This is a genomic window from Psychrobacillus sp. NPDC058041, from assembly GCF_042885655.1.
Classification (GTDB): domain Bacteria; phylum Bacillota; class Bacilli; order Bacillales_A; family Planococcaceae; genus Psychrobacillus.
The window spans coordinates 467493-488530 of record NZ_JBHVRO010000001.1 but is presented as its reverse complement, the minus strand read 5'-3'; the positions used below and the strand labels follow the sequence as shown (position 1 = coordinate 488530).

Annotated in this window: 19 protein-coding genes; all 19 read right to left on the bottom strand. The window is 35.5% G+C overall.

Annotated features, from left to right (window positions below):
* Nucleotides 1-11: 11 nt before the first annotated feature.
* The 19 genes from topA to rnc all read right to left on the bottom strand — a co-directional run bounded on the left by topA (nucleotide 12) and on the right by rnc (nucleotide 20794).
* Nucleotides 12-2087, bottom strand: coding sequence for a type I DNA topoisomerase (topA, locus tag ACFVR1_RS02205; protein WP_387579772.1), 2076 nt, complete (start codon nucleotides 2085-2087; stop codon nucleotides 12-14).
* Nucleotides 2088-2190: 103 nt separating this feature from the next.
* On the bottom strand, nucleotides 2191-3096 hold the full coding sequence (dprA, locus tag ACFVR1_RS02200; RefSeq protein ID WP_387579769.1) for a DNA-processing protein DprA: 906 nt from the start codon (nucleotides 3094-3096) through the stop codon (nucleotides 2191-2193).
* 60 nt (nucleotides 3097-3156) lie between these two features.
* A complete protein-coding gene (gene sucD, locus ACFVR1_RS02195; RefSeq protein WP_387579766.1) occupies nucleotides 3157-4059 on the bottom strand; it encodes a succinate--CoA ligase subunit alpha in 903 nt (300 codons plus the stop codon).
* Nucleotides 4060-4077: 18 nt separating this feature from the next.
* Nucleotides 4078-5238 (bottom strand): ADP-forming succinate--CoA ligase subunit beta, encoded by a 1161-nt coding sequence (sucC, locus tag ACFVR1_RS02190; RefSeq protein ID WP_387579764.1) that lies wholly within the window; start codon nucleotides 5236-5238, stop codon nucleotides 4078-4080.
* Nucleotides 5239-5729: 491 nt separating this feature from the next.
* Nucleotides 5730-6026: an EscU/YscU/HrcU family type III secretion system export apparatus switch protein gene (locus ACFVR1_RS02185; protein ID WP_387579762.1), complete on the bottom strand. Its 297-nt coding sequence runs from the start codon at nucleotides 6024-6026 to the stop codon at nucleotides 5730-5732.
* Nucleotides 6023-7879: a hypothetical protein gene (locus tag ACFVR1_RS02180; RefSeq protein ID WP_387579760.1), complete on the bottom strand. Its 1857-nt coding sequence runs from the start codon at nucleotides 7877-7879 to the stop codon at nucleotides 6023-6025. The genes ACFVR1_RS02185 and ACFVR1_RS02180 overlap by 4 nt, the downstream gene beginning before the upstream one ends.
* Nucleotides 7880-7888: 9 nt before the next feature.
* Complete coding sequence (locus ACFVR1_RS02175) at nucleotides 7889-8656, bottom strand: ribonuclease HII (RefSeq protein ID WP_387579757.1); 768 nt, start codon at nucleotides 8654-8656, stop codon at nucleotides 7889-7891.
* 103 nt (nucleotides 8657-8759) lie between these two features.
* Nucleotides 8760-9608, bottom strand: a complete 849-nt coding sequence (ylqF, locus tag ACFVR1_RS02170; RefSeq protein ID WP_387579754.1) for a ribosome biogenesis GTPase YlqF — start codon at nucleotides 9606-9608, stop codon at nucleotides 8760-8762.
* A gap of 84 nt (nucleotides 9609-9692) precedes the next feature.
* Complete coding sequence (gene lepB / locus ACFVR1_RS02165; protein WP_387579752.1) at nucleotides 9693-10256, bottom strand: signal peptidase I; 564 nt, start codon at nucleotides 10254-10256, stop codon at nucleotides 9693-9695.
* 877 nt (nucleotides 10257-11133) lie between these two features.
* The gene (gene rplS, locus ACFVR1_RS02160; RefSeq protein WP_387579750.1) at nucleotides 11134-11478 is read right to left on the bottom strand and encodes a 50S ribosomal protein L19; all 345 of its coding nucleotides are present in this window, start codon (nucleotides 11476-11478) and stop codon (nucleotides 11134-11136) included.
* Between the two features lie 142 nt (nucleotides 11479-11620).
* The gene (gene trmD, locus ACFVR1_RS02155; RefSeq protein WP_387579951.1) at nucleotides 11621-12346 is read right to left on the bottom strand and encodes a tRNA (guanosine(37)-N1)-methyltransferase TrmD; all 726 of its coding nucleotides are present in this window, start codon (nucleotides 12344-12346) and stop codon (nucleotides 11621-11623) included.
* On the bottom strand, nucleotides 12346-12861 hold the full coding sequence (gene rimM / locus ACFVR1_RS02150; RefSeq protein WP_387579748.1) for a ribosome maturation factor RimM: 516 nt from the start codon (nucleotides 12859-12861) through the stop codon (nucleotides 12346-12348). The genes trmD and rimM overlap by 1 nt, the downstream gene beginning before the upstream one ends.
* A gap of 54 nt (nucleotides 12862-12915) precedes the next feature.
* A complete protein-coding gene (locus ACFVR1_RS02145) occupies nucleotides 12916-13149 on the bottom strand; it encodes a KH domain-containing protein (protein WP_387579746.1) in 234 nt (77 codons plus the stop codon).
* A 14-nt stretch (nucleotides 13150-13163) separates the two neighbouring features.
* Nucleotides 13164-13436: a 30S ribosomal protein S16 gene (rpsP, locus tag ACFVR1_RS02140; protein ID WP_053590001.1), complete on the bottom strand. Its 273-nt coding sequence runs from the start codon at nucleotides 13434-13436 to the stop codon at nucleotides 13164-13166.
* Nucleotides 13437-13539: 103 nt separating this feature from the next.
* Entirely contained in the window at nucleotides 13540-14895 is a 1356-nt protein-coding gene (gene ffh / locus ACFVR1_RS02135) for a signal recognition particle protein (protein WP_387579743.1), read from the bottom strand.
* Nucleotides 14896-14907: 12 nt separating this feature from the next.
* Nucleotides 14908-15237, bottom strand: a complete 330-nt coding sequence (locus tag ACFVR1_RS02130; protein ID WP_387579741.1) for a putative DNA-binding protein — start codon at nucleotides 15235-15237, stop codon at nucleotides 14908-14910.
* Between the two features lie 196 nt (nucleotides 15238-15433).
* Nucleotides 15434-16456, bottom strand: a complete 1023-nt coding sequence (gene ftsY / locus ACFVR1_RS02125; RefSeq protein WP_387579738.1) for a signal recognition particle-docking protein FtsY — start codon at nucleotides 16454-16456, stop codon at nucleotides 15434-15436.
* Between the two features lie 22 nt (nucleotides 16457-16478).
* The gene (smc, locus tag ACFVR1_RS02120) at nucleotides 16479-20033 is read right to left on the bottom strand and encodes a chromosome segregation protein SMC (RefSeq protein ID WP_387579736.1); all 3555 of its coding nucleotides are present in this window, start codon (nucleotides 20031-20033) and stop codon (nucleotides 16479-16481) included.
* Nucleotides 20034-20035: 2 nt separating this feature from the next.
* Entirely contained in the window at nucleotides 20036-20794 is a 759-nt protein-coding gene (gene rnc, locus ACFVR1_RS02115) for a ribonuclease III (RefSeq protein WP_387579733.1), read from the bottom strand.
* Nucleotides 20795-21038: the final 244 nt, after the last annotated feature.

The window sequence follows — 21038 nt, the reverse complement described above, 5'->3', positions numbered from 1 at the left end:
CCTTCTTTCTTTTAACTCTGTGGATCTTCTTTGTAATCACAAGAAACACATTGAATTTGTATACCTTTTTTCAATTTCTTTTCAACTAGCATCTCACTACATTTTGGACATGGTCTATTTATCGGCTTATCCCAAGATACAAAATCACATGTAGGATATCGATCGCAACCGTAAAAAATTCGTTTTGTTTTACTTTTACGCTCGACAATCTGCCCTTCTCCACAAGATGGACATGGGACACCGATTTCTTTTACTATTGCCTTCGTATTCCTACATTCAGGGAAATTACTGCAAGCCATAAACTTGCCAAATCGTCCTAGTTTATAAACCATTGGAGAACCACAATTTTCACAATCTTCTCCGGTTGGTTCATCTTTTATTACGATTTTCTCCATCTCAGCATCTGCGTGCTCCACATGTTTCGCAAAGTCTTGATAAAACCCATCGATTACTTGAACCCATTTAACTTGCCCTTCTTCTATACTATCCAAATCTTTTTCCATTTGTGCTGTAAACTCGATGTCCAAAACATTCGGGAAAAACTCTAACACAAGCTGATGTACAATCGTCCCAAGCTCTGTTGGTACAAAGCGTTTTGTTTCTAATGCAACATAGCCTCTTTTTTGAATAGTATCGAGCGTTGGAGCGTACGTTGATGGTCTACCTATACCAAGTTCTTCTAGCGTTTTTACTAATCTCGCCTCTGAATATCTTGGTGGTGGCTGAGTAAAATGTTGCTTTGGCTCAATGGATTGTGCATTCACTTTATCCCCAACTTCTAAAACAGGTAACAACTTATCTTTGTCATCTGTTTGGTCGTCGGAACCTTCCACATATAATTTCATAAATCCAGGGAACTTTACTTGCGATCCGTTAGCACGGAAAACGGCTTTTCCATTTTTCAAATCCACCGCAACTGTATCTAATATTGCAGGAGCCATTTGACTAGCGATAAAACGCTCCCATATTAATTTGTATAAACGAAATAAATCTTTCGAAAGTATACTTTTTAACTGTTCTGGCGTTCTCAAGATACTTGTTGGTCTAATAGCTTCATGCGCATCTTGCGCTTTTTTGGATTGTTTTTCTTCTTTCTTACTCGTTATATATTCCACACCATATTCATTTTTAATGAATTCATGTGCATCTGTTTTTGCAGATTCAGAGATTCTAGTAGAATCTGTACGCATATAAGTAATTAAACCAACAGTTCCTTCTTTTTTCCCTAAATCAATACCTTCATATAGTTGTTGTGCTAGCATCATTGTTTTTCTTGCGCGAAAGTTAAGTTTACGGGCAGCTTCTTGTTGAAGAGAAGAAGTGGTGAAAGATGAAGCTGGATTTCTCTTTCTTTCTTTTTTCACTACATTTGTAACTTCAAACTTTTTGCCTTTTATAACATTCATAACTTCTTTTACATCATTTTCGTTTGAAAGTTTTGCTTTATCTTTTTCTGTGCCATAATACAGCGCATCAAATGCTTTTTTGTTTTTTTCAAACTGACCTTCAATTGTCCAATATTCTTCTGGAACGAAATTGTTTATTTCATTTTCTCGATCGATTATTAATCTTAAAGCGACAGATTGAACTCTACCAGCTGAAAGACCTTTTTTCACTTTCTTCCATAGAATAGGGCTAATATTATAACCTACCAAACGATCTAATATTCTTCTTGCCTGTTGGGCATCTACTAAGTCCATATTAATCGGTCGTGGATGTTTAAAGGATTCTAATATAGCATCTTTTGTAATTTCATTAAAAACTACTCGGCAATCAGATTCGAGATCAACTTTTAAAGCGTGTGCCAGATGCCAAGCAATTGCTTCTCCTTCTCTGTCGGGGTCAGCTGCGAGATAGATTTTTTTCGCTTTTTTTGCAGCATTTTTCAAATCTTGTAAAACTGGCCCTTTTCCTCTAATTGTAATATATTTTGGTTCGTAATCATTTTCGACATCTACACCCATTTTACTTCTCGGTAAATCTATAACATGTCCGATGGATGCTTTCACTTTATATTTTTTTCCAAGATAACGTTCAATTGTTTTTGCCTTTGCAGGCGATTCCACAATAACTAAGTAATCCGACATAAATATGCCTCCTTATAGAGGGTAACTCGCATTTTGCTTCAAAAGAAATACCTGTTGCAAAATGTATAACAGATTTCTTACAATTGCAAGGCTTTTCATTTATTTATTTGTTTATTTGTTCATTTTCACATAATTCTTCAAGAATTTGATATCCGTTCCAAATAGGCTTAGCCCCTTCTAATATGAGAAGATGAGGTCCTTTCGACAATGGCGAATGAATAGATCCTGGGATTGCAAATACTTCTTTCCCATTTTCCAAAGCATGTTCCATTGTAGAAACTGTCCCACTTTTTTCTTTCGCTTCTGTTATTAAGACTCCTTGAGATAAACCACTAATTATTCGATTTCTCATTGGGAAATTCCATTTTTTAGGTGTCATGTATGGAGGATATTCAGTTAATAATAATTGATTTTTTGACATTATCTTTGCTAATTCTTCATTTTGTTTTGGATAAACATGGAATAATCCTGTACCTAATACAGCAATTGTCTTACCTCCATGATTAATCGTTAATTTATGCGCTAAAGTGTCCGCACCTTTTGCAAGACCACTTATAATAACAAAATTATTATCAATTAAAGGCGGTAAAATTTTTTCTATACTATCTCGGGTATAGTCAGTTGCTTCACGAGAACCAATAATTGCAAGCCTTTTTTGTATATTTAATAGTTTAATATCTCCTTTTGCATATAGCACCGCTGGAGGATCATAAAGATTTTTTAAACTTAGTGGATACATGGGATCGGTATAAATTATGGGGATTATTTGATGCTTTTCATAGATTTGAAGAAATGGGGTTTCCACAAATTTTTTATACATTTCTTGTAACTGTAACGCACGATTTTGTGAAATATTGAGAATACCAGAAAGTAAATTAGATTGAATCTTTTCTAACTGAGCTAATGTGGGATTGTATTCAATTAGAGGCTGGAGTTTATTCATTGGAACAGGAAATACATAATGTAGAGCTAAAAACCGGTTAAGCCATTGTTCGTCTTTATAATTCAATATGCCCCTCCTTTATATAAAAAAGTACGGCAACACCAATAGATGTGCCGTACTCTTATATTAATGTGTTTTACAAGCGTCGTAAAGACCTGCTTCTTTAATTGCTTCAATTAAAGTCTCACCAATTACAGATGGTGTAGCAGCAACTTTCATTCCTGCATCTTTCATAGCTTTAATTTTACCTTCAGCAGTACCTTGACCACCTGAGATAATTGCACCAGCGTGACCCATACGTTTTCCTTCTGGAGCTGTTTGACCACCGATGAAACCAATTACTGGTTTTGTCATATTAGCTTTAATCCATGCTGCTGCTTCTTCTTCAGCAGTACCACCAATCTCACCAATCATAACTACAGCATAAGTTTCTTCATCTGCATTGAAAGCAGTTAAAGCATCGATAAAGTTAGTTCCATTTACTGGATCCCCACCAATACCTACAGCAGTTGTTTGACCAATACCTGCTTGTGTTAACTGATGAACCGCTTCATAAGTTAATGTACCAGAACGTGATACAACACCTACATGACCTTTTGTATGAATATATCCTGGCATAATACCAATTTTACATTCATCTGCAGTAATAACACCTGGACAGTTAGGTCCTACTAAACGAGTTTTCTTACCTTCCATGTAACGTTTCACGTTAACCATGTCTAGTACTGGGATATGTTCTGTAATACAGATTGTCATATCTAGTTCAGCATCTACTGCTTCTAAAATTGCATCCGCAGCAAAAGGAGCTGGTACATAGATGACAGAAACGTTTGCGCCAGTTGCTTTTACAGCGTCTTGTACTGTATTGAAAACTGGAACGCCTTCAACTTCAGTACCACCTTTACCAGGTGTAACCCCAGCAACGATTTTAGTACCGTATTCAAGCATTTGTTTTGTATGGAAAAGAGCAGTTGAGCCCGTAATTCCTTGAACGATTACTTTCGTATCTTTATTAATATATACGCCCACTTTATGTCCCTGCCTTTCTTATCCTACAAGATTAACGATTTTTTGAGCACCGTCTGCCATTGAGTCAGCAGCGATAATATTTAAACCAGATTCATTTAATAATTTTTTACCTAAGTCTACATTTGTACCTTCTAAACGTACTACTAATGGCACTGCAAGACCTACTTCTTTCGCAGCAATAATAACACCTTCTGCGATTACGTCACATTTCATGATACCACCAAAGATATTAACGAAAATACCTTTTACGTTTACGTCAGAAAGGATGATTTTGAATGCTTCAGTTACTTTTTCAGCTGTAGCACCGCCCCCAACGTCAAGGAAGTTTGCGGGTGATCCGCCGTAATAGCTAATTGTATCCATTGTAGCCATAGCTAATCCTGCTCCATTAACCATACAACCGATATTTCCATCTAAAGAAATATAGCTTAAGTCATATTTAGAAGCTTCGATTTCTTTTGGATCTTCTTCATCAAAATCACGCATTTCAAGAATATCAGCATGACGATATAAAGCATTTGCATCGAAGTTGAATTTTGCATCAAGTGCTAATACGTTGTCATCGTTAGTTACTACTAACGGATTAATTTCAACGATAGAAGCATCTTTTTCTTTATAAACTTGATATAAGCCAAGCATGAACTTAGCTGCTTTGTTAACAAGTTTAGCAGGAATATTCATGTTAAAAGCCATACGACGAGCTTGGAAGCCTGTTAAGCCTACAACTGGATCGATTTCTTCATAGAATAGTTTCTCAGGAGTATTTGCTGCTACTTCTTCGATATCCATACCGCCCTCTTCAGAGCCCATTAAAGTTACACGAGAAGTTGCTCGGTCTAAAACTAAACCTACATAATATTCTTTCTTAATGTCGCTTCCTTCTTCGATAAGTAAACGTTTAATTTCTTTACCTTCTGGACCTGTTTGGTGTGTAACTAACACTTTACCTAAAAGTTCCTTCGCGTATTCACGTACCTCATCTAAATTTTTAGCGATTTTTACCCCACCAGCTTTACCACGACCACCTGCGTGAATTTGTGCTTTAACAACAATAACGCTTGAGCCTAACTCTTTTGCTGCTTTAACTGCCTCTTCAGGTGAGAAAGCCACAATCCCGTTAGAAACTGCTACGCCATATTGTCTGAGGAGTTGTTTACCTTGATATTCATGGATATTCATTTTACATCCTCCAATCAAACTTATGTCCAGTAATTTACTACCTTTATCATTGTAATAAAACGCGCACATCTTGTCTACAAAAGTACAATATTTCTACAAAACAACGAATATTCCGATATTTTGTCGAATTTAAGAGAAGGAATTTGTGTTTTACACGTCTACAGATTAAACTACTTTCTTACATAATATACTTGTAAGAGAAGCTTAAAAGTCCTCATATTACACTTTTACGGTTTCGGTTCGCTTTGGACGAGATGATCATCACATCATAACCCAAGCCATTTTCGGTAATCTTGTTGCCGATATTTGTCCATCTCTTCCCTACAGCTTCAATAGAAAAAAATGCGGAGGGATGCGACAAAGTCGCACCCCTCCGCATCCAGAAATCTCGATAATGGTGTAGTGATCGTTTAGTTCAGAGCAATTCAAAAGCAATTATAAACTGAGTACCTAGTGTTTTATTTAACTAGTAATTTACTGGAGACTTTTGATTAATCAACAAAAGTTGTATTTTTACTTTTTTCTTTATCCAATTTATAAACAAATGAAAATACTTCAGCCACTGCTTGATACAACTCTTCCGGTATAGATTGGTTTATATCCAATTGCCCAAGAAGTTCTACCAAAGTTGGGTCCTCTTGAATTGGAACATTATTTTCCTTTGCCTTAAGCAAAATATTTTCCGCAATCTTCCCTTTTCCTTTCGCTACAACTGTCGGAGCATTTATTACGCCTGGTTTATAAGTTAATGCAACTGCTTCTTTTCTAGAGTGCTTCTCATCTGTCATATTCGTAGATCTACTCCTTGCGATTCTTTAGAAAGTAATTTTGAGTTTAGTGAAGAGGATATTTTTTGCTCTTCAAATGTCTTCACAAAAACCCCAGATAGTTTATATCCCACTGTCAAAAGTCCCTCCTTCAGAGATTCTTTCAACATGTTCGCAATTGGTTGCAATCGATCATCATTATTATATAGGGAAATTGTAACAACTCGATTTTGAACTTGCATGTCTACCACTGTTTCTTCTAAAGTTTCTAATTGCAAATAAAACATAACTCTCGCAAAATCCGAATCTATTTTGCCATCCTCTTTCATTCTTCCATTCCATTCAAGTGTTGCATCCATTTTCTTTCCAAGAAATTCTAATGGCACTTGCATTAACAACTGATGTTGTGGGCCATTTTCATTTGATAATATTTGCAACCCATTCATTCGATTTAATAGCAAATTTGTATGATCTTTTATAGGAGCTGATATCACTTCATTTTGAATTAACTCCACTAATTGTGGTTTTAACTCTACAGCAAGTTTTCTTACATCCTCATTTTGAAAGTTAATCTTTGCTTCGTAACTAAATCCCAAACTTTTTAGTACTTCTTTCATAGCATGCTCAAATGCTTTTCCATCTAGCTGATTAAGTACTTTCTCTTCTGCTTGTTGTAGAGATGTTGAGAAAAATGGATGTGCACTATTTTTACTTAAAGTCATTACTTGTTGTAGCGTTTGACTTATTACTTCTTGGTTTGCACCTTTACTTAGTAAGGATAGTAAGTGTTCCTTAGCAGTAAGACCACTCACATCTTTAGAGAATATCGCTTGTTGACTTTGTTCTGCAAATACTTGCACTAACGAATTATTCACCATTGAAGTTTGTATAGGCTGTCTATTATCTTTTAACAAAGATAATATCTGGTCTTTTTGTTCTGTTGTTAACAAAGATTGGGTGTTTACCCAGTCTCTTAGTTTTAGAAACATTAAATTTTTTTCATTGGCTGGTGCTTGTTTTAAAGTAGTCATTATCTCCCCCGCAGAATTCGGTAAAGACGCCGAAATTGAAGGTGGAGTAATATTATTCAAAGTTGCTGTAGATGGCAAGATTTCGGCTTCTTTTAACGCTTGTAACAAAGAGAACTTAGTACTCATGTTAGAATGCGGATTTTGTAAAATTTCTATCTGTTTTCCTATTATCGCTCCTGCAGCTGGCTCTCCAAGTGGATCAGCAATTTTTTGCAGTGTTTGAAGCAAATTGTTTTTTACATTGGACGGGACAGATAAATCTTGTTGTAGAGCAACTTTGAAATCTTGGATAAGTGTTTGTAAACTATCAGTAGATTTCCCACTTAATACAGATTCTAATATTTGTAGAGTTAAAGGAAATTTCAAATCGGTCATCTTGCGAATTGCTTCTAACCCTTCTTTCATTGTCACATTTGAAGGGAGCTGCTTTAATAATTGTTCTACTTGGAGTAATATATCTTTCGAAATTGGCAATTGTTCCTTTAAGTAAAACTGAACAATTGCCTGCATTTCTGTTGTTTTTGATAGATTCATTGCTTGTAAAAGTTGTTGGGTTTGTTGAGCAAGCGAATTTCCTTGAGTTAGCGGTCCTGATACTACTTTTAATTGGAGTTCTGGCTCTGAATTCGTCACTTGAAAAAAATGAGCATCTCCAGCTTTTAGTGGAGTTTCAAGCTTTGCAATTACTTTTTGATTGCCAATTTGGACTTCTGCTGTTTGATTGGGAAACAATTTTTTAATGGTTCCGTGAACAACTTGTCCTTCTTTCATGGATACTTGAGTATTGGTTGAAATCACCTGTGTATTTTTGGATTGTATGGAAGAAAAAAATGTTGAAGACATTTATTCACCTCATTTTTTTAATAAAGATTTAATCGGTTCGAATGTTTTCCTATGATGAATAGTTGGACCGTACTTATAGATCATTTCCACATGTTCTTTTGTTCCATACCCTGCATGTTTGTTGAATAAATACTGGGGGTACTCTTCATGTAATTGATCCATATAGTCATCACGTGCGGTTTTAGCTAATATAGATGCTGCTGCAATCGCCAAACTATTAGCGTCTCCTTTTATAATAGAATGCGTTTTTATCTGAATCGGAAGCACCATTGCATCGACTAGAACCACTGAGGGGCTTTCGTGTAAGTTTAATACTGCCTCTGTCATAGACTGTTTCGTTGCCTCATAAATATTAAGTTCATCTATTTTTTCCACAGATTGAAAATGAATATAATAGCTCACTGCATTATTTTTTATTAAAGTAGCTAGTTCGTTTCGTTTCTTTTTAGATAACTGTTTCGAGTCATTTAATCCAAGAAGTTGTTCTGTATTTTGGTTTAAAATGACTGCCGCTGTAACAACTGGACCAGCTAATGGACCACGCCCTGCTTCATCAACACCAGCTATTAAATCTGTGGAGTTTTGACAATAACTAGCGTCAAACAAGCACTTCTCTTGATGTTCTAATAATTCTTTTGCAATTTTCTTTTGCTTGTTCTTCCATGTATTTAATAATTTGATAGCCCCACTTCTACTATCCTCTTCTAGTTCTTTCATCCATGGTTCGTACGAAAGGGTAGATTCTAGTTTTTCTTTTATATCTTTTAAGCTTTTCATTTACTTCACTTCAACTTTCTATCTCTTACTTTATGTATCGGTATATATATTGAAAAATCGAGAAAACCCTTTTCACCAATTGGCAAAAAGGGTAAATTTTCTTTTATTTTGTTACAAAATCAAAAGTTAATCGACCTAGATGAAGATTACGAACATCTCTTACGATTAGTTCTGCTACTTGATCGTAATCAATTTCACCGCCGTTAGAATAGCATCTTCTTAACTTCCCAATATGATCGAAAGTTACTACTAAGTCTTCACTAACTTCTGTTATTTGATATCTTTCTTCCATTCGCTTTGGATAATGCTCTTGTAAAAATCGAAGTCCATATACTGCTAAGTCCTCCATATTGATTAATGAATCTTTAATAGCTCCAGTTAATGCTAGTTTATATCCGACTTGTTGATCTTCGAATTTCGGCCAGAGAATACCTGGAGTATCTAGTAGTTCAATTTCTCTTTCGACCTTTATCCATTGCTGTCTTTTAGTGAGGCCTGGTGTATTACCAGTCTTCGCTATATTTTTTTTAGCAAATCGATTAATAAGTGTTGACTTTCCGACGTTTGGAATTCCAACTATCATTGCTCGGATTGCTCGTGGTTTTATACCTCTTTCTTTCATTCGATCCCATTTGGGCTTTAAAAGCTCTTTAGCGGCTTTAAAAACAGCTTGTAGTCCTTTTCCTTCTAATGAGTTTATCGCCACTGTAGGAAGCCCTTTTGAGTCAAAATAGGCTATCCATTTTTTCGTTTCCGTTTCATCAGCCATATCCATCTTATTTAATATAAGTAATCTTGTTTTCTGATGTACAACTTCATCAATCATGGGATTTCGAGAAGATAGCGGTAAGCGTGCATCTACTAATTCAAAAATAATATCTACCAGTTTTAAATTCTCAGTTACTTCTCTTCTTGCTTTGGCCATATGACCAGGAAACCACTGTATTGTCATCTAATATCTCCTCCTTTAAAGGATGAGAAAGTATCTTTTTCTTCTACTTTCTAACTTTCAAGTTTACCGGTAACTTCGCATTTACTATTTAACAAAACCAATTTCTTTAAATGGCCAGAAAACAAGATTTGTATTTCCAATAATTTCATCAATAGCAACAAGACCAATTAGTCTACTATCTTTACTGTATAATCGGTTATCACCCATAACAAAAATATAACCTTCTGGAATTTTATCCACCTGGGCAGCAGTCTCTTGTAAAGTGAAGTCACCCGTTAAAGTTCCTTCGGTGATCTCGCTTTTATATTGATCTAAATATGGTTCAGCAATTGGTTTTCCGTTTATATATAGTTGATCATTTTTATATTCAACAGTATCTCCAGGAAGTCCTATTACACGTTTAATGTAATTCTTTTGCTCTGGAGCATGAAATACAACTATATCAAAACGATGTGGTTCACCAACCATGTAACCAATTTTATTCACAACCATCCGGTCACCGTTTTTTAAAGTCGGCATCATTGATTCACCGTCTACTACTATTGGTGTAAATAAAAAGAAACGAATAATTGCTGCGATACCAAAGGCAATTAACAGTGCTTTGGACCATTCCCATAACTCGTTCTTTTCTTTCTTCACTCGTTCCATCAACTTGCCCCCTTTATATACTCTCTTTATTGTACAAGGAAAATCTATTTCAAGCAAAAAGAAAAGAAATAATTTTATTGTTAGTAATGATTTACGAACGATTTTGTGAAAAAATCGAAATAATTGACTCTTTTTATAGAAAGAGCAACAACCGATAAAAGGAAAAAAATGTATTAGAGCAACCAATTGAAATGTGAAAGCAACTAATTCTGATGGGAGAGCAACCAATTTTATCGTGTAAGCAACCATTTTCAATATAAAGAATTAACTTTATATGAGAAGTACCGTAAAAAGAAGTCTTGCAACGAAAATGAGTATAAACTGACTTTCATTTGCTTATAGAAAAACACTAGCGTTCATAAAGTGCATCTGGTCATCACCAATTCCCGAGTGCTTTGTACGAAACATAGGCTACACCATTAACGAAGAATTTTATGGAGGATCCCGTCACTTCCAGATACTCTTTTTTTTGTAATCTTGTGGCGGATGTTTGTCCGTTGCCCTCTTGAAATAGGTAGAGACATGACAGAGATTAGATACTTACTCATTCCTTTAAAAGCGGACGAAGATACAATTTCGTCCGCTCAGCGCTTCTTTATCAAGTTCCATGTACTATAATCATCTACCCAATAAATTATATGTACTTTAGTCATTGGATATAAAAGGAAAACTGAATAAAGGTTGTAAGCAAATTGCGAACCAGAACTCGAGTTTGGCGAATGAAGCGACTTTATGCTTGTATCCAGGAAATCGTCCTCATAATTCGGAAAACAGCCTGTTCATGGCATAAAAAATTAATATACTTTCTTATTCTTTAACAAAAAAATGTTGTAGCAAAAGTGGTTTCACTTTTACTACAACATTTGCTTTTTTACTATTAGCGACGTTCTTTAATGCGAGCCGCTTTACCGCGTAGTTCACGTAAGTAGTACAATTTAGCACGACGAACTTTACCACGACGAATAACTTCTAAGTTTGCAATTTTTGGAGTGTGTACTGGGAAAGTACGTTCAACACCAACGCCAGAAGAAATTTTACGAACTGTGAAAGTTTCGCTAATTCCGCCTCCACGACGTTTAATTACAATACCTTCGTACATTTGGATACGTTCACGAGTTCCCTCTACAACCTTAACGTGTACACGAACAGTGTCACCTGGGCGGAATGTAGGAAGATCCGTACGTAATTGTTCTTTTGTGATTTCTGAAATAATGTTTTGCATCATTTTTCTCTCCTTGTATAGAATGCTCTTACACTCATTAACTGTTGCAGCGGAACACCCAAAATGCGCACTTCACATAGAAGTACATAGTAGAATATAACATACCTCATTGCTATATGCAATAAATTTTAATAAGTTTCAACTACTTCAATTTATTAATCATCTCTTTATCCAAATCACTTAATTGGATTTGTTCTAAAAGCTCCGGTCTTCTACTTAATGTTCGTTTCAAAGACTGTTCTCTTCTCCATTTTTCAATCGCCGCATGGTTTCCAGATAATAATACATCGGGCACTTTGTATCCTCGATACTCTACTGGTCGTGTATAGTGTGGATGCTCCAGCAAACCAGTTGAAAATGAGTCCTTTTCATGTGATTCCGCATTCCCTAAAACATTGGGCAAAAGTCTCACAACACTATCAACAATCGTCATTGCAGCAAGCTCTCCCCCTGTTAACACAAAATCTCCTAAAGAAATTTCATCCGTTACAAGATGTTCTCGAATGCGTTCATCATAACCTTCATAATGCCCGCAAATGAATATTAGCTCTTCTTCTTTTGCAAGTTCTTCTGCTTTTTGTTGTGAGAAGCGCTCTCCTTGAGGACAGAGTAAAATGATGCGTCTCTTTTGTTCTTTGTTTATAGTAAGGGAATCAATTGCATTAAAGAGCGGTTCTGGCTTTAATACCATTCCTGCTCCGCCACCATAAGGATAATCATCTACCTGGTGATGTTTGTTTCCAGAAAAGTCTCGAAAATTTACTACATTTAGTAATACTTCATTCTTTTCCTGAGCTTTTTTCAAAATGGAAGTATTAAATACACCTGCAAACATTTCCGGAAAAAGCGAAAGAATGTGAATGTTCATCATGATAACAAACCTTCTAATACTTCAATGATGATTTTTTTATTATCAATATCAACTGACTTAACGACATCTTCAATATACGGAATGTAATGTGTTTTCCCTTTTGCTGGTTGAACAGCCCAAACATCATTCGCACCTGTTTGAATAATCTCAGTTATTTTACCTATGGTTTCACCATCTAACGATTCAACTGTGCATCCAATTATTTCATGAAAGTAAAATTCATTTTCTTCTAAGTCGGAAAGATCCTTTTCAGATACTTTTAAAATAGCATCTCTAAAAACCTCTACATCTTTTAGCAATGAATACCCTTCGAATGTTAATAAATCAAAGTTCTTATGCTTTCGATGACTTGCAACTTTTACGATAATCGGTTTAGAACCATCTGCTTTGTAAAGCCCAAGTTCACTTCCTACTTCATAGCGCTCATCAGGAAAGTCAGTCGTAGATATAACACGAACCTCTCCCCAAATGCCATGTGTATTCACTATTTTACCAACATTATACCATTCCACAATGTTACCTCCCTATCAAAAAAGGAAGAACAAAGTGTTCTCCCTTTTTGTACATTAATCTTGAATGTCGACATATGTTTTTTTCTTTTGGTGACTGCCTGCTGCTGAGTAAACAATAGTACGAATCGCTTTCGCTACCCGTCCTTGTTTGCCAATTACTTTTCCCATATCTTCAGGATGAACAGATAGCTTATAAACTATACGGTTTACGCTTTCTTCTTTTTCAATCTGAACCTTATCTGGATAATCAACTAATGGTTTTACGATTGCTTCGATCAGCTGCTTCACATTGTCCCCTCCGATTATTTGCCGAGTTTTGCGTTATGGAATTTTTCCATAATTCCTTGTTCTGAGAACAAGTTACGTACTGTATCAGATGGTTTCGCACCGTCTTGAAGCCATTTTAACGCTAATTCTTCGTTAATTTTAACTTCAGCTGGTTTAGTAAGTGGGTTGTAAGTACCTACTGTTTCAATTTGACGACCATCACGTGGTGAGCGAGAGTCTGCTACTACAATACGATAGAAAGGAGATTTTTTTGCTCCCATACGTTTTAAACGAATTTTAACTGCCATTTTTATTGCACCTCCGAATAGTTTCACACAAGATAGTATATTATCAAGCTTTTATTTGTTTGTAAAGTGTTTTTTCTTAACACCCTATTTTTTTCTGGGAAATTTATTTAAAAAGAGAGTCTAAACCAGGCATTTTCATCTTTTTCTTTCCCTTTGATTGCATGTTTGTCATCTGTTTCATCATTTTTTTCATATCTTCGAATTGTTTTAATAATCTGTTGATGTCTTGAATCGTCGTTCCAGATCCTTTTGCAATTCGTTTTTTTCTTGGACCATTAATAATTTCAGGCGTTGTTTTTTCTTGCGTCGTCATGGAGTAAATAATCGCTTCTACACGATCCATTTGTTTTTCATCGACCTTCGCATTTTCCAATCCTTTAATTTTGCCTGCTCCTGGAAGCATTTTCAAAATTTCATCTAATGGTCCCATTTTTTTCACTTGACTAATTTGTTCCAAAAAGTCATCAAATGTAAAAGACTGCGTACGGAATTTTTCTTCTAATTCCTTTGCTTTCTCTTCATCAACATTCGCTTGAGCTTTTTCGATGAGAGACATCATATCTCCCATTCCTAAAATACGAGATGCCATTCGTTCTGGATGGAACGGTTCCAACGCATCCATCTTCTCACCCATACCAACAAACTTAATTGGCTTTTGAGTAACTGATCGAATCGACAAAGCAGCCCCGCCTCGAGTATCTCCATCAAGTTTAGTTAGAACGACACCTGTAATACCTATTGTTTCATTAAAATTATTCGCTACATTGACAGCATCTTGCCCCGTCATTGCATCAACTACTAAAAACACTTCATCCGGTTCTTTGATTGCGCGAATATCTTTTAACTCTTGCATTAGTGTTTCGTCAATATGAAGACGACCCGCGGTGTCAATGATGACAACATCATTATGCTCTTCTTTTGCATGATCTATCGCTTGTTTCACAATTTCCACTGGTGAAATATCAGTACCTAAAGAAAATACAGGTAAAGATAATTGCTTCCCTAAGGTTTCAAGTTGCTTAACAGCTGCTGGACGATAAATATCGGCAGCAACGAGTAATGGCTTCTTGTTATATTTTTTTCGAAGTAAACTTGCAAGTTTACCAGTAGTTGTCGTTTTACCAGCACCTTGTAATCCGACCATCATAATAACAGTAGGTGGTCTCGTTGAAAAAGATATTTGACTTTGCTCTCCACCCATTAAAACTGTAAGTTCATCTTTTACGATTTTAATGACTTGTTGACCTGGAGTTAAACTCTTCATCACATCTTGCCCAACCGCACGTTCTGAAACATTCTTGACGAATTCTTTTACTACTTTCAAGTTTACGTCCGCTTCAAGAAGCGCATATCGAACGTCTCTCATCATTTCTTTTACGTCTGCTTCAGAAATCTTCCCTTTACCTTTGATTTTCTGAAGCGTTCCTTGGAGTCGCTCAGCTAATCCTTCAAATGCCATGCATGCCGCCTCCTAATCCCATTCTTTTAATTGATTAATGAGTTGAATCAGTGTTTTTTCAGATGATTGATCCTTTGCTAAAAGCAACAGTTGCTCGACTGTATCTTGTCGTTTTTGAAACTTAGTAAAAAGATTAAGTTTTTCCTCATACTCTTCTAACATTGCTTCTGTACGACGAATATTATCATAAACTGCTTGCCTAGAAATATCGTATTCTTCCGCGATTTCTCCAAGTGATAAATCATCTAAATAATAAAGCTGCATATAGCTTCTTTGTTTATCTGTTAATAAGGCTTGGTAAAAATCGAAGAGAAAATTCATACGAGTTGTTTTTTCAATCATTCCCATCTCTCCTTACCAATTCAATTTCACCTCGGCGTAACTGCGTCCAGATTTTGAATTGTGGATGCACAATTCAATCCTTTCAAAGTCTGTTACATCCACCGGAAGTAAAATAATCATTGAGCGTTTGGATTCTCACTCATTTATAATTGTCATCCTCTAGTTTAGTAATAGAGAATGTATCTGTCAAGTAAAACTACTTGTCTGTTTCGTTTTCACTTTCAAGTTCCAGTCCTTCTGCAAAAAGACCGTATACATACCTCTCTGAATCAAACGGCTGTAAATCATCCATTTGCTCACCTAGCCCAACAAACTTCACGGGTATATGAAGCTTTGTACGAATAGCGAGTACTATACCCCCTTTTGCAGTGCCATCTAGCTTTGTTAACACTATTCCTGTAACATTTGTTGCTTCTTTGAAAGTTTGTGCTTGCACAAGCGCATTTTGCCCCGTTGTAGCATCGAGCGCTAGTAAAACTTCGTGAGGAGCATTCGGAATTTCACGTGAAATAACACGATGAATTTTTTCTAACTCATTCATTAAGTTTACTTTGTTTTGTAGGCGTCCAGCAGTATCACATATTAACACATCTGCGTTCCTCGTTTTTGCCGCTCTTATGGCGTCGTACATTACTGCGGCAGGATCTGAACCTTCTGCTTGCTTAATCACTTCTACACCTACTCTATCGCCCCAAACTTGAAGTTGGTCAATAGCACCCGCACGGAATGTATCCCCTGCAGCAAGCATTACTTTTTTACCTTCACTTTTTAGACGATGTGCAAGTTTCCCTATAGTGGTCGTTTTCCCTACACCATTTACTCCAACAAATAATATAACGGATAATCCATCCTTCTCGAGTTGAAGCTCTGTTATATTTTCTTCTCCAGCTTCATAAATTTCCACTAGTTTTTCAGAAATAACAGATTGAATGCTTGCTGTATCTTTTATGTTTTTGCGTTGAACTTCAAAACGTAATGAATCCATTAGTTCTGAAACTGTTTCAAAACCAACATCTGCTTGTAGCAATATTTCTTCCAATTCTTCAAAAAAATCTTCATCTACTTTACGATATTTAGCCACAAGGTCATTTACTTTTGAAGTAAATTGATTTCTTGTTTTAGCTAAACCTTCTTTGAATTTATTCGTGATCGATACTGTCTCTTCGATTTCTTCCTTCGTTCCAAGCATTTTTTCTTTAAACTTCTTAAAAAAACTCATATTTAAGCTCCTTTATTTCACGTTATGTTACTAATTCCTCTTCCAGTTTAACCGAAACTAATTTAGAAATACCCGATTCTTGCATAGTAATACCATATAAGACATCTGCACCCTCCATCGTTCCCTTACGATGAGTAATCACGATAAATTGTGTATTATGACTGAATTTTTTCAAGTAATTACTATAACGAGTAACATTTGCTTCGTCTAGTGCAGCTTCCACCTCATCGAGAATACAGAATGGCACAGGGCGTGTATGAAGTATAGCAAACAAAAGAGCAATAGCGGTTAGTGCACGCTCTCCTCCAGATAAAAGAGTTAGGTTTTGCAACTTTTTCCCAGGGGGTTGTGCGATAATATCAACCCCAGTATCAAGTAATGAAGTCGGATCCGTTAAAACCAAATCTGCTTGACCACCACCAAAAAGTTCCCTGAAAACTACTTTAAAATGCCTTTGAATTTCATTAAATGTGTTTTCAAAACGGATTGTCATTTCTTCATCCATTTCTTTTATCACTTCATGTAATGTTTCTTGTGCAGAAAGTAAGTCTTCCCGTTGTTCTGTTAAAAATGAATGGCGTTCACTAACCTGCTCAAATTCTTGAATTGATCCCAGATTAATCGGACCGAGTTCCTCAATAGAGCGTTTCAGTAATGTGACTTTTTTACGTGCAAGTTGTTCTTCCATTTCAAAAGGAAAATCGCGCTCTGCTTCTTCTAAAGTTAACTCGTAGGTCTCTTCTAAGTTATTTTGTAAAGTATTCATCTCAACTTCTAATTTACTTAGCTTTATTTCCAAAGTGCGCTCTTCATTAGTTAGAATTTCCGCTTGTTGTTGATGTACTTTTAAAGCACTTTCTGCAAGACTAATATTTTGAACAATCTCTACTCTACTCGCTTTTGCTACTTGAATTTGCTCGATTAACTGATCTTTTGTTATTTTATGTTGAGCAATAATATTCGTTAATTCTTCTGGTGACGGACCTGCTTGATCGTCATTCTCATACCATGCTATTTCCTTTTGTAATGTATCTATTTTCTCAGTACTCGATTTTACCATATTTACGAATTGGTTTTTTTCTCGTTCTGCTTGCGTAACTTGTTCGTTAACAACTGCAATTTGAGATAATAACTCACCTAATTCATTTTGGAATTTGTCTTTTTCTTCAATCGATTGCATTTTTAGTTGTTGTAATTCATCAATCGTACTCTGAATAGAAGCCAAAGCTTCTTTTATCTCCGCACTTCTAGAAGTTGTTTTTTCTTTTTTTCGAACTAAGTCCGATTGTAAATTAACTTTTTCAGTCTTCTCTTCATCATATTCCATTAATTGATTTGTGAGTCTAGAAATAATTGCAGTACATTCTCTCGTTTCAGAAAGTAATTTAAGCTCTTCTCCTCTTAAATTCTCTCCAGCAAGCCTAGTTTCTTCTAACTTTACTCTCAACATTTGTACTTCTTGTTTTTTGGAAGAAACAGATTTTTCTGCTTGTAAAACTGATTTTTCTAATTCTACTAATTTATCATTTAGCTGTTCCAATTCAATTTTACGTGTAAACAAAGATGATTGTTGCTTAACAGATCCACCTGTTAATGAACCGCCCGCATTCACAACATCACCATCTAATGTTACAAAACGGAATTTATATTGCAAGCGAGATGCCATCTCATTTGCACCCTTTAAATCTTTTGCAATAATAATATTTCCGAGTAGGTTTTCCACAATAATTTGATAGCCATCATTATAATTGACAAGTTTATCTGCTGTATTCACAAAAGAAGGATGTTGGCTAATAATCGATAAAGTTTGCTCATTTAATTTTCGAGATTTCATAACTTGAAGTGGGAGGAATGTCGCTCTTCCAACTCTTTTCTTTTTCAACCATTCAATTGCCACCCGTGCGTCTTGGCTAGTATCTGTGATTATATGCTGAGACTGTTGCCCAATAGCAGTATCGATAGCATTCATATAAGTATGTGGAATATGAATTAACTCTGCTACCGCACCATGAATTCCACTCAACTCTTTGTTATCACGTGCAATTAAAACTTCCTTTACCCCTTGGAAAAAACCTGAAAATTCGGATTCTAATTCTTCTAATGAGTCTTTTCTAGCCTGCATTTGATGTTTCATTTGATACGCTTTTTGCAACATTGTTTGTTGCTCATCAAATCCTTGCTCAAGCTGTTCAGCTACTTCACGTTTTGTTTTGTAATCGAGCAGTTTTTGCTCTAAATCATTCTGACAAGTGGCAAGCAATTGATCTAATTCATTTTTACGAGTTGTCAGCCTCTCTAATTCTTCTTTTATATCTCGATAATCTGCCATCATTTTTTCAGATGAAACAAGTTCAAATTGAAGTTGCTGCTCCATATGTTTCATTTCGTTCTTCATGGTAGCTTCTTCATTTAACAAATCAATATAAGTGCTTTTTAAATCGTCTATCTCTTCTTCTAATTCCGAGGCAGATTTACTTAAAACTGTATCAATTTGAAGCTTTTTTGAACGAAGCTCTTTTAATAGAACTTGTTTTTCTGATTTAGATACATTATTTTCTTTTAGTTGGATTTCTAGTGTTTCAAGTTTTTCTTGCTCTTCTGTTAGAGCTTTTCTTAGCTGAGAAATTTGTTGACTCGCATTTTGCTTTTTCTCCGCAAGTAAAAGTTTTCTACCTTCTAAACGTTCTAATTCGGAGCTTACTTCTACTAATTCACTTTGCCCAACATCCAATTTCTCATCTACATCAGACATTACTTTTCTATTTGTTAGAATTTGAGTATCTATTTCTTTTATTTGTAACAATAGAGATTTTTTTGTTACGTCAAGTGCTTGCAATTTTGTATGTAATTCTTTGCTCTCCTGAACAAATAGTCTTAAATCATGCGCGATTACTGCAATTTCAATGTCTTTTAACTCTTCGGACATCCTTAAATAGTCTGAAGCAAGCGATGACTGTATTTGAAGAGGTTCCATCCGACTATCTAATTCATGTAAAATATCTAACACTCGATTTAAATTGTCATCAGTCTCTATAAGTTTAAATTCTGCTTTCTTTTTACGTTGTTTATATTTAAGAACTCCAGCAGTTTCCTCAAAAATAGTTCTTCTTTCTTCAGGTCGGCTATTTAAAATTTCATCTACTCGACCTTGTGAAATGATAGAAAAAGCTTCTTTTCCAAGGCCAGAATCCATAAATAAATCTGTGATATCTTTTAATCTACACGTTTGCTTGTTTAATAAATATTCACTATCTCCCGAACGAAATACTCTTCTAGTTACACTAATTTCTGCAAAATCAAGTGCGACCCGTTGATCGGTGTTATCCAATATTAACGTAACTTCTGCGAAATTTAATGCTTTTCTTGAATCGCTTCCTGCAAAAATAACATCTTCCATTTTTGCACCACGTAGAGATTTAGCAGATTGCTCCCCTAATACCCATCGAATTGCATCTGTTACATTACTTTTCCCACTACCGTTAGGTCCTACTACAGCAGTAACTCCTGGAACAAAATCTATTCCAATTCGGTCAGCAAATGATTTAAACCCTATTATTTCTAATCGTTTAAGGAACAAATCTATTCCTCCCGTTCATGATCCTTTAATGCAAGTATTGCAAGTCTTGCTGCGTGTTGTTCTGCTTCTTTTTTTGATCGTCCTTTACCAATTCCAAGTTCCCTTGTGTTTAACATAACCCGAGAAACAAAAGTACGGTTATGCGCTGGTCCTTTTTCCTCGACAATTTCATAACTTAACATGCCATTATTTTGTTGCTGAATAACTTCTTGTAATTGACTTTTATAATCCATCACATGCGAAAAAGCACCGAGTTCGATTTTAGGGAATACAACCTTTTCTAAAAATAATACGACTGTTTGTAATCCCTGATCTAAGTATAAAGCTCCGATAAATGCCTCAAAAACGTCCGCTAGTAAAGCTGGTCTTTCTCGTCCACCTGTTAGTTCTTCTCCTTTTCCAAGCAATACATATTTCCCAAAGTTTAACTCATTAGCAAATATTACAAGAGATGGCTCACAAACAATTGCCGCTCGGAGTTTTGTTAGTTCTCCTTCACTCATACCCGTGTATTGTTGAAATAAATATTGAGAAACAGACAATTCTAAAACAGCGTCACCTAGAAATTCAAGTCGTTCATTATCGGTAAAAAATTTCCGTCGATGCTCATTCACATAGGATGAATGCGTAAAGGCTTGATACAATAATGTTGGGTTATCAAATTGAACGTCGAAATATTGTTGAAATTGTACAAATTGTTCTTTTACACTTTCAGGGAAAACTGTTTTTTTCGGATGTATACTTTTACGATTTACTTTCATGAATAATCTGCCTTCCTAACTTAACATGTATGCTCTTTAGTTTACCTGTTTATAAAGCATTGTGCAAAAAGAAATAGAGACGTTCTATCACTATTCGCAAGGAATAAGTAGAACGTCTCTTCCGCTATTTAATTTTATTTGGGATTGCGTAAAAACGCTCCTAAATAAATTTAAAGCCTACGGCGGATGTCACGGATTTCGAATCTAGCAAGCTCGATTTAAAATCCTGATACAAATACGCCAA

Coding starts and splice junctions, on each gene's coding strand:
- ffh (WP_387579743.1), bottom strand. CDS start 14,895: ATGGCATTTGAAGGATTAGCTGAGCGACTCCAAGGAACGCTTCAGAAA.
- rplS (WP_387579750.1), bottom strand. CDS start 11,478: ATGCAAAACATTATTTCAGAAATCACAAAAGAACAATTACGTACGGAT.
- sucC (WP_387579764.1), bottom strand. CDS start 5,238: ATGAATATCCATGAATATCAAGGTAAACAACTCCTCAGACAATATGGC.
- trmD (WP_387579951.1), bottom strand. CDS start 12,346: ATGAACATTCACATTCTTTCGCTTTTTCCGGAAATGTTTGCAGGTGTA.
- ftsY (WP_387579738.1), bottom strand. CDS start 16,456: ATGAGTTTTTTTAAGAAGTTTAAAGAAAAAATGCTTGGAACGAAGGAA.
- ACFVR1_RS02180 (WP_387579760.1), bottom strand. CDS start 7,879: ATGTCTTCAACATTTTTTTCTTCCATACAATCCAAAAATACACAGGTG.
- rpsP (WP_053590001.1), bottom strand. CDS start 13,436: ATGGCAGTTAAAATTCGTTTAAAACGTATGGGAGCAAAAAAATCTCCT.
- rnc (WP_387579733.1), bottom strand. CDS start 20,794: ATGAAAGTAAATCGTAAAAGTATACATCCGAAAAAAACAGTTTTCCCT.
- ACFVR1_RS02185 (WP_387579762.1), bottom strand. CDS start 6,026: ATGACAGATGAGAAGCACTCTAGAAAAGAAGCAGTTGCATTAACTTAT.
- topA (WP_387579772.1), bottom strand. CDS start 2,087: ATGTCGGATTACTTAGTTATTGTGGAATCGCCTGCAAAGGCAAAAACA.
- ylqF (WP_387579754.1), bottom strand. CDS start 9,608: ATGACAATACAGTGGTTTCCTGGTCATATGGCCAAAGCAAGAAGAGAA.
- ACFVR1_RS02175 (WP_387579757.1), bottom strand. CDS start 8,656: ATGAAAAGCTTAAAAGATATAAAAGAAAAACTAGAATCTACCCTTTCG.
- lepB (WP_387579752.1), bottom strand. CDS start 10,256: ATGGAACGAGTGAAGAAAGAAAAGAACGAGTTATGGGAATGGTCCAAA.
- ACFVR1_RS02130 (WP_387579741.1), bottom strand. CDS start 15,237: ATGATTGAAAAAACAACTCGTATGAATTTTCTCTTCGATTTTTACCAA.